We start from the raw sequence: 8,039 nt of genomic DNA, 5'->3' as shown, positions 1-8,039 counted from the left end.
AGTTTAGCTACACGGCTCACTGGCGATTACCGTGACCGGACTTACACCGGCAAGTGTGGTCCAGCTTCGCTGGACACACGACGAAAAAAAGCACCTCTTAGATTAACTCTAAGAAGTGCTCTTAATTCATTGTCCAAACCTGTGCCCTTTCACCTGAAATTCGTCATGCTTCATAACGATTCATCATTCTCCCAAATTTTGTTGTCAAATGCGGTCTGACATCATGGTTTTAGACATTTTATATTTAATTTTAGTACAGCTTTGCACCAGCCGGGATGTGGTTATCAACCATCAGAAGATGGAGCTTTTCTTCTCCCTCTTCCTCATGGATTGCACTGAGGAGCATTCCACAGGATTCAATTCCCATCATGGCTCTCGGTGGCAGATTAGTGATCGCAATTAAGGTCTTTCCAACCAGTTCTTCCGGCTCATAGAATGCGTGAATTCCGCTTAAAATCGTACGATCTACGCCTGTTCCATCGTCCAGAGTGAACTGCAGGAGCTTCTTGGATTTCGGTACTGCAACACACTCTTTTACCTTTACAGCTCTGAAATCTGACTTGCTGAAAGTATCAAAATCCACATATTCTGTGAACAGCGGCTCGATCTTTACCTTGGAAAAATCGATCTTTTCAGCAGGCTTTTCTTCCTCTGCAGGAGCAGCTGTACCAGCCTGTGCAGCATTGTTTGCTTCGTTCTTAGCTGCCCCCTGTGACTTCATTGTTGGGAATTTTTTTAGCATTTCTTCGTTATTCTTCATAACGCTTCGCTGGGCTGTTTCTATTAAATTGTCTTCTCTTCATCATTATTCATGATGAACCATTGTCAAATTATATTTGTTGTCAATTTGATGTCATTTGGTTCTTTCTGTTGTCAGATGGAAGTCTTCATAAGCCCTTCTTAAAATACATCCATTGTTGCAGCCAAATGTTCAAATGTTTCCTGTTTTTTCTCCTCGGTCGCTTCCGCATAGATATCCATAGTAGTCTGAATATCCTTATGCCCCATGATCGACTGGATAACCTTCAGATTGGTTTCTCTTTCACAAAGTCTTGTACAAAAAGTGTGTCTCAGATTGTGTGCCGAAAAGTTGGGGAGCAGCACTGGCTCTCGATGCTCTTTTCTTGCTTCTACTTCTTCCGTCGCATTGTAGGAAGAAGATATCCTCTTGATTGCCCGATTGACTGACTGTGCATTCATTATATTTCCATAACGGTTACAGAAAATAAATCCTGTCATTCCATCAATCTCTGCATCCGTCCAGCCTTTCTCTTTCTGTTCTTCCCAGATCATTTCAAAAGCATCTTTTACCGCATCCAGCATAGGAATCGTCCGCATCCCAGCTTCTGTTTTCGGTGTTGAAATGTGATTTTCTGAGGCACGATCCTCACCTACCGGATAATACGTCAGATTATGATTAACGCAGATAATCCGCTTCTCATAATTGATGTCTTCCCATCTCAATCCCAACACTTCACCGATACGACAGCCAGTTCCAAGAAAAACGGTAAAGATTGGCCACCAGTGATAATAAATCGGATGCGTGGCAATATATTCAATAAATGCTCTCTGCTGTGGAATTGTCAGTGCATGTCTCACACCGGTTTTCATACCCAAATTTTTCTTTAACTCTGCCATGACACCATCCGAAGGATTTTTTCTGATAATGTCATCCCTCACTGCCAGTTGAAAAGTCGGATGCAGTAACGTATGAACTGTTTCCAGTGTATTGATCTGCAATTCTTGTTTCTCAACCAGGTAATTATAGAATTGCACTACATCTGAATACTTGATCTCTGCTATATTCCGCTTTCCAAATGTATCTCGCACAAAGCGGTCATACATATACAGATAATTGCTCTTGGTCGTCGGTTTCAGATTGTTTTTGAGACTCATGTAACGGTCAAATACAAAATTTACAGTAGCCTTTCCGGCAACATAGATATCCAGACCGTCCATCTGATCTTTCAAGAGTTGTGCTTCTTTTTCCCGAAGCGTTACAAGGTCTTGTGCATAAACATATTTACGTCTTCCAAGTGGGTCCGTATAAGTATATACATACCTCTCATCGGAACGTCTCTGTGATTCACCTTTCCGCAGGACTCTGCCCCGCAGATCTTTTCTTGTCTGTGCCATATAAATCCTCCTTCAAATAAAGGAAGGACTCCATATTATTCAGGTCTGTTCAAAACTTTCTCCAGTCCCTGCAAGACAACTTCTGTCACAGTCATTTTGTGTTTTCCGGCATAATCACAGATACGCTTATACATAGAATCTTCCACCCGGATACTCAATACTTTCTTTTTTACATTTTCCGATTTTGGTCTCCCTGTTCTCGCCATATCTGTTCTTATTCCTCCACATCCACATTATAATTTTCGTATGACAAAAAGTCAATCCCTGTTTTTCGTCCTTCCGCAAGTTTCTTCTGTTTTCTACGCAATCCGAAATGTCTCCAGATATTTCTCAAAGATCTCACAATTTACAAGCGCAACTTTATCAATCTTGTACACTGCTTTCGCCTCTTTTGCCAGCTCTTGGAATTTTGTCAGCCCAATGCTGTAAAGTTCTGCCCCTTCCTGATAACGGACAAATTTCTTGGCTATTTTCTTTGTCTTTTCTACATCTTTACGTGCATATCCCATACACGACACCTCCTTTTGGGCATGAAAAAAGCAGCTACCCTATTTTTTTCATAGACTAACTGCTCGTGTTAAGTTCCATATTCAGTTTTATTCTATAAATCCGACAGTGAAATTCGGTCATATGCGCCATTTTTCTTATCTTCCGGGTGTGGTTCCAGTCCGATAATCGTAATGTCTTTCTGGTCTGGTCCATAAACCCAGTACATTCTCATTGCGCCACTGGTTTTGTTTTCCAGATAAGACTGCCACACTTTCATTCCATAACGTCTGGACAATGGCTCTATCTCATGGGTTTGAAGACTTGGATACCCTGGATCTGCCGATAACAGCTTTAAAGCCTTTCCCCATTTTTTATACAACTGTTCTTCCTTCTTTTTTATATTCCCAGAACGATATTTCTCCTGCAGATCTAGCCAAAGTTCCTGCATTTCAGGGATTCCCATTCGTATATTAAAGTTCATTCTTTGTTCCTTTTAAAAATCTGACAGGTCAATAGCCGGAGAAACATCTCCTCTTTTAAAGTTACTTACTGCACGATCCATATCTGCCAGGGTTCTGGCTGAAATGCTCTCTGGCACTGCCAGTTCCCGAGGTTCCAGAATAATGCAGCCATTTCCATATTCTTTTACATTATAATACTGATAAGCAGCTCCTCTGAGGGTAATCCTTTTTTTATTGTCCAGATGAGCAACATAATCTTTCATTGCTTCCATTATCAACACCTCCTACGCAAGCATTTGTGTGGGAAATCCCACCTCTTGCTATTATAATACGCTTTTCTATATTTTCTGTCAATCCAAATTTACTTATTCCTATACACTTAAAAATATCCATACGCCGGCAGGTGGCAGACGGCAGATAAGGTATCTATAAAACGCTGTACCTTCTTAATCTGTCTGCCACCATCCGTTTTTTAATCAGATATTCCTGTTTATTCTTCATTCGGTCTCTTACATCACACATTATCTGCCTGAATGTTTTCTGCTTTTTCACTTTCTTTAGTACACTCATAATCTTCAATGCTTTCCGTCAGTTCATTCTCTATTCCCTGTTTTAATCCATTAAGAATTTTCTCACCTTTTTCTTTATGAACTTTTTTCATTGAATAAAGTTTTTTTGCTCCAACTATTAGTCCTACCCCAGCAAGAGTTGCTGTTGCACCAAGCAATGCGCCTTTTCTCATACCGTTTTCTTCAAAAAAATCTACCATAATTTTCATTCCCTCTTTCATATCCCCATCACCGATATTTTTCAGACCATGCGTCATATCCGGTGCAGCTTTACATTCATTAGACAATAACTCTGTTATTTTTTTACTAAGATCACTCATTTGCATCCCCCTTTACATTCTCAATGTTTTTCAATAAATATTCCAGGCTTTTTACCTTTGTTTCTTCATCAACTATTTCCTGTTCAAGCTGGGCAATAGCCTTCTTCTTATTTTTTATATTTGCATTAACCGTTACAAGATTCTCTTTCAATATCTTTTTTATTTCCTCCGAATCAACAGTAGAATTCTTTATTGCTTCACCTTTTTCAATATTCTTTGCTACAAAAGTTCCTAACAACAATGTCGAGGCAGCAACAATTCCTCCTATCGGATTAGCCAATGCAGCAGCATATTTAGGCGTATTCCTTGTGAATTCTCTCAACATTGCATCAGTGATAACACTCCCCTTCTTCCGCGAATCCATATTAGCCTTTAATTTCCCTGAGCGAATCCATCTTCTAACAGTTTCTTCAGACGTATTCATCATTTTGGCAACTTCTTTTACTGTGTACGTGTCCAAAGAATCTCACCTCCTAAAATCAAGTATACATTTTAATGCTACATTTGTCAATTTTTATAGCATTAAAATGTAGCATTAAATTCAACGATCTATACAATTGTTAAACGGTTCTGATTGGTTGGATTATTCTTTAATATTAATCACACTTTTAACCGAATACAGTTTTCCTGCTTCTCATTTATCCAATACTCCAGTTCATTCTTCATCCGGCTTCTTACATCACGCATTGTCCTCCCGGATATTCCCTGTTCCTTTGCTTTGTCGTCTAATTCCCTGATTGAAATTTCGTTTTTATCAACAAGCAGTTCCTGAATCAGCTTTGCTCCTCGTTCCAGCTTTGTTTCGGTTGCTTTTCCTTCTTTTCCATCTAACAATTCATCTGCCGAAATTTCATAAGCTCCCACCCATCGGAAACCTTCTTCATCTCCCAGTTTAAAAGCCATTGTCTCCCCTGGCGGTGCAAGAGAACTTTTTTCATGAATCAACACTCTCGTTGTCGGATCTTTTCTCACTTTTCCAATAAAAATCAAGCTTCTTACTGCTGCCATGATATCAATAGAGCCAAGCCCCCGGTAAGTACTCTGTGTCCCAGAAGATTTGTTCAAATGACCAATCAGTACGATAGCACAACTGGTTTTCTCTGCAATCATACCCAATTTGCGAAATACCGGACGAACTTCATTTGCCCGGTTCATGTCCACATCTGCTCCGATAAATGCCTGTACCGGATCAATGATTACAAGCCGGACATGATTCTGTCTGACCGCTTTTTCAATCCGATCATCGGATAAGGTCAATACTTCTTCCGAATCATCAATTACCATAACCCGGCTCAGATCTGCTCCTGCTTCCACCAGTCTTGGCTTAATAGTATCGCCCATGCCATCCTCTGCTGTCTGGTAAATCACATTGAATGGCTCAATATCTTCCATGTTTGGAAACAACTTACGGTTCGTGCACGCTGCTGTCAGCATCATGGCAAAATAGGTTTTTCCCTCTCCCGGATTGCCCTGAATGATTGTTAGTTTTCCAAATGGAATATAAGGGAACCACAGCCATTCCACACTGGTCTGTTCAATATCTTTATAACATAACATCGGCACCAGTGCTTCTTTCTCCTGCATTTTCATTGTAACGGTTTCCTGTATCACTTTCTTTCTGTCAGCATTTTCGTCACAGAGAATTTCATTCCAGTCTTTTCTGGCAGGTTTCAACCGGATCACACGATATCCATCCGGAATTTCTCCTGCCAATTTTTCACAAGCTTCATTTCCTGCGTGATCATTATCCAGGCACAGGAAAACCGAAGTAATCTGAGGGCGTTCAGAAAGAAAAGTCATCAGTGCCACACTGGAGACTCCGCCCAGGCTCAGGTAGCTACGTTTCTTCCAGTCTTTTGGAAATAACTGGATAAATGACAGCAGATCAATGGCTGCTTCAAATACAAACAGTTGATTATCCTCTCCTCTGTGACAGAATCCATAAGATTTATCCGAACCAGCTACATCTCCCCGATATTTTATCCCGCCAGTTCCCCTGCAGTGCGCATATCTCGGAATACCGTCTGCATCTCTGCCGACAAATACAACATTATGGTGTTTCTTTTCTTCGTAAATATTCCCACCGGCAATCCATTCCTCCACCAGATCTTTCTCAAGCCTCCTGATTTCTGTCAGATATTTTATGACCGTCTCATTCGTTTCACTTTTCTCCGGTAACCGGAAGTCAGGTGACGGGGCGAGGCAGGACTTCTGCCTGCCTTCGCCTTCTTCATCGATCAACATCTTCACCGCTTCCGGAAATGTGGCATGATAAAATTCCATCACAAAATCCACCGGATAGCCACCCTTATTCTGGCTATGACGATACCAGCGATTTCCTGATACCGTTACACTGTCATGCTTTTTCCAACGGTATTCTCTGCCACTTTTTACCAACTGTTCTCCCCGTGCATTCAGAAAAGAAACAAGATCTGTCTGGTTTGCTCTTGCGATCTGTTCTTCTGTATACTGCATTTTCATCATCCTTTCCCGTCTGTCCTGCAACAGATTTTTATAAACTTATCTCATTACTTCGTTTTTTCTTCATTTGTCGATTTTTCACTTTTTCTTCCTCAATCAGTTTCTGGTTCTCCGCCAGTCTGCCATGAATAGAAGATTTCTGTTTCGATTCCTGCTCCGGCATTTCTCTTTTTTCTTCTGAAAGCCCGGAAGTATCTGTTTCTGGCATTTCACGATCTCGCCTGGCAATATCAGCACATCTCTGTACCTTTTTCACAAAGGCAAGCTCATCCTGATAGGGCTGATTATCAGCTTTTAATTCTTCAATCATTATACGGAGATCTTCTTTTTCTTTTTTCCATCTGGATTCTGGCAGCCGTCCCTTTTTATCCCGGTATGGTTTTAGTTCACGCTCACATTTACGATAATAATTGATCGCTTTTTTATGCTCCGTATAAAACTTTTCCCGTCTTTTCTGGAAAAAGAAGTGGTTGTATTCATCTATCAACGGCTGATTCTGCTTCAATACCTGCATCTTCTTTTCCAAATCTTCCAGGTTTTTCAGTTGTTCTCTCTTTTCACTGATTTCAGCTTTGCTGGCAGAAATAATTCCATTCAGTTCCTGAATTCGTGTTTGTAAATCGTCCATTGTCTCAATGTTGTGTACCTGAAGATAATTGATGGATTTTGCAAACTCCTGTAAGTTTGAAATTTTCTTTCCCCTTCGTTCCATCTCCGCATAAAAATTTGAAAGTTTCGGGCTATTCTGCGTTTTTTTATCATAATAATCTTGCAGACTCTCCAAAAGCGTCGGGTTCTGCTGCCTTCGATCCAGTTCCATTTTCATTTCTTCATAGGCTGTTTTCATCCACTGGATAGATTCTTTTAAGGAAATGAACATCTGATTGAATTGCCGGATCGCCCGATTCAACTCTCCAATGATTGTTTTGATTTCCTTCTTCTCCATTGCTCTGACTTCGTACCCTTCATGAATTGTCGGGATCAGATCAATTCCCTGTTCTTTATAGGAACGATGGTCGATTCTTGCTGCCATATGACACTCCCGGAATTTATCATTCACTTTCTCGGTCCATGCCTTTCTCCATTCCTTTAAAAGTTCAGGATCGTTCCAACCGGTAGTAGAAACAGCATTGAAGACATACTTTCCTTTGGCATCTTTTATCCTGTTTCCTTCTTCGTCTAAAACATATTCCCGTTTCTGTTTATTTCCCCAAATTCCTTCTTCTGTAAAAGGACGAATTGGAGCAAGTACATGAAAATGAGGATTATCCGGTTCATCTCCATCTTTTGATTTTCCCTCATGAACTGCCAGATCCACAATCATGCCACGTGCCACAAATTGTTCCTGGCAAAATTCTCTCGCCAGTTGGATATTCTCCTCTAACGTCAGTTCATTCTGCAATGCAATGTCAAAAGAATAGGCAAGCTGTGCCCGCTTGCCCTTTTCTGCTCTCTCTACCTCGTTCCATAATGTTTCCCTGTCTGATAATCGTTCCGGCACATATGTGTAGCGTATAATAAAAGTACCTGAAATCGGAAACAAAATTCCCTGTTATCAGAAAGGGAATTCCCTGAAAATAGAA

The 8,039-nt window shown here is 40.6% G+C and carries 9 protein-coding genes and 1 pseudogene; all 10 read right to left on the bottom strand.

All coding sequences use genetic code 11. The features are described from left to right. Positions 1-250: 250 nt before the first annotated feature. Positions 251-730, bottom strand: a pseudogene (locus OCV47_RS15600) (lysine--tRNA ligase); the annotation flags it as partial. Positions 731-900: 170 nt separating this feature from the next. Beyond that, on the bottom strand, positions 901-2,136 hold the full coding sequence (locus tag OCV47_RS15595) for a tyrosine-type recombinase/integrase (RefSeq protein ID WP_021651165.1): 1,236 nt from the start codon (positions 2,134-2,136) through the stop codon (positions 901-903). Between the two features lie 35 nt (positions 2,137-2,171). After that, on the bottom strand, positions 2,172-2,342 hold the full coding sequence (locus OCV47_RS15590) for a hypothetical protein (RefSeq protein WP_015526701.1): 171 nt from the start codon (positions 2,340-2,342) through the stop codon (positions 2,172-2,174). Between the two features lie 93 nt (positions 2,343-2,435). After that, entirely contained in the window at positions 2,436-2,645 is a 210-nt protein-coding gene (locus tag OCV47_RS15585; protein ID WP_005609464.1) for a DUF6462 family protein, read from the bottom strand. A gap of 92 nt (positions 2,646-2,737) precedes the next feature. Further along, complete coding sequence (locus OCV47_RS15580; protein ID WP_015526702.1) at positions 2,738-3,106, bottom strand: hypothetical protein; 369 nt, start codon at positions 3,104-3,106, stop codon at positions 2,738-2,740. A gap of 12 nt (positions 3,107-3,118) precedes the next feature. Further along, positions 3,119-3,358 (bottom strand): hypothetical protein, encoded by a 240-nt coding sequence (locus OCV47_RS15575; RefSeq protein WP_005609451.1) that lies wholly within the window; start codon positions 3,356-3,358, stop codon positions 3,119-3,121. A 242-nt stretch (positions 3,359-3,600) separates the two neighbouring features. After that, positions 3,601-3,975 (bottom strand): hypothetical protein, encoded by a 375-nt coding sequence (locus OCV47_RS15570; protein ID WP_044961323.1) that lies wholly within the window; start codon positions 3,973-3,975, stop codon positions 3,601-3,603. Further along, a complete protein-coding gene (locus OCV47_RS15565) occupies positions 3,968-4,435 on the bottom strand; it encodes a helix-turn-helix domain-containing protein (protein WP_044961321.1) in 468 nt (155 codons plus the stop codon). Before OCV47_RS15565 ends, OCV47_RS15570 begins: the two co-directional genes overlap by 8 nt. A 140-nt stretch (positions 4,436-4,575) precedes the next feature. Then, positions 4,576-6,450 carry an AAA family ATPase gene (locus OCV47_RS15560; protein ID WP_173739832.1) on the bottom strand — a complete coding sequence of 625 codons (1,875 nt, stop codon included), beginning with the start codon at positions 6,448-6,450 and terminating at the stop codon, positions 4,576-4,578. A 37-nt stretch (positions 6,451-6,487) separates the two neighbouring features. Next, positions 6,488-7,999, bottom strand: coding sequence for a MobA/MobL family protein (locus tag OCV47_RS15555; protein ID WP_262655934.1), 1,512 nt, complete (start codon positions 7,997-7,999; stop codon positions 6,488-6,490). Between the last annotated feature and the right edge of the window lie 40 nt (positions 8,000-8,039).

The sequence above is a fragment of the Muricoprocola aceti genome, from assembly GCF_025567005.1.
Classification (GTDB): Bacteria; Bacillota; Clostridia; order Lachnospirales; family Lachnospiraceae; genus Marvinbryantia; species Marvinbryantia aceti.
Note: the sequence above shows the minus strand (reverse complement) of the source record. Positions and strands in the feature narration are given on the sequence as shown.

Excerpts from the sequence above, each read along its gene's own strand:
- OCV47_RS15595 (WP_021651165.1), bottom strand. The coding sequence starts at position 2,136 with ATGGCACAGACAAGAAAAGATCTGCGGGGCAGAGTCCTGCGGAAAGGT.
- OCV47_RS15590 (WP_015526701.1), bottom strand. The coding sequence starts at position 2,342 with ATGGCGAGAACAGGGAGACCAAAATCGGAAAATGTAAAAAAGAAAGTA.
- OCV47_RS15585 (WP_005609464.1), bottom strand. The coding sequence starts at position 2,645 with ATGGGATATGCACGTAAAGATGTAGAAAAGACAAAGAAAATAGCCAAG.
- OCV47_RS15580 (WP_015526702.1), bottom strand. The coding sequence starts at position 3,106 with ATGAACTTTAATATACGAATGGGAATCCCTGAAATGCAGGAACTTTGG.
- OCV47_RS15575 (WP_005609451.1), bottom strand. The coding sequence starts at position 3,358 with ATGGAAGCAATGAAAGATTATGTTGCTCATCTGGACAATAAAAAAAGG.
- OCV47_RS15570 (WP_044961323.1), bottom strand. The coding sequence starts at position 3,975 with ATGAGTGATCTTAGTAAAAAAATAACAGAGTTATTGTCTAATGAATGT.
- OCV47_RS15560 (WP_173739832.1), bottom strand. The coding sequence starts at position 6,450 with ATGCAGTATACAGAAGAACAGATCGCAAGAGCAAACCAGACAGATCTT.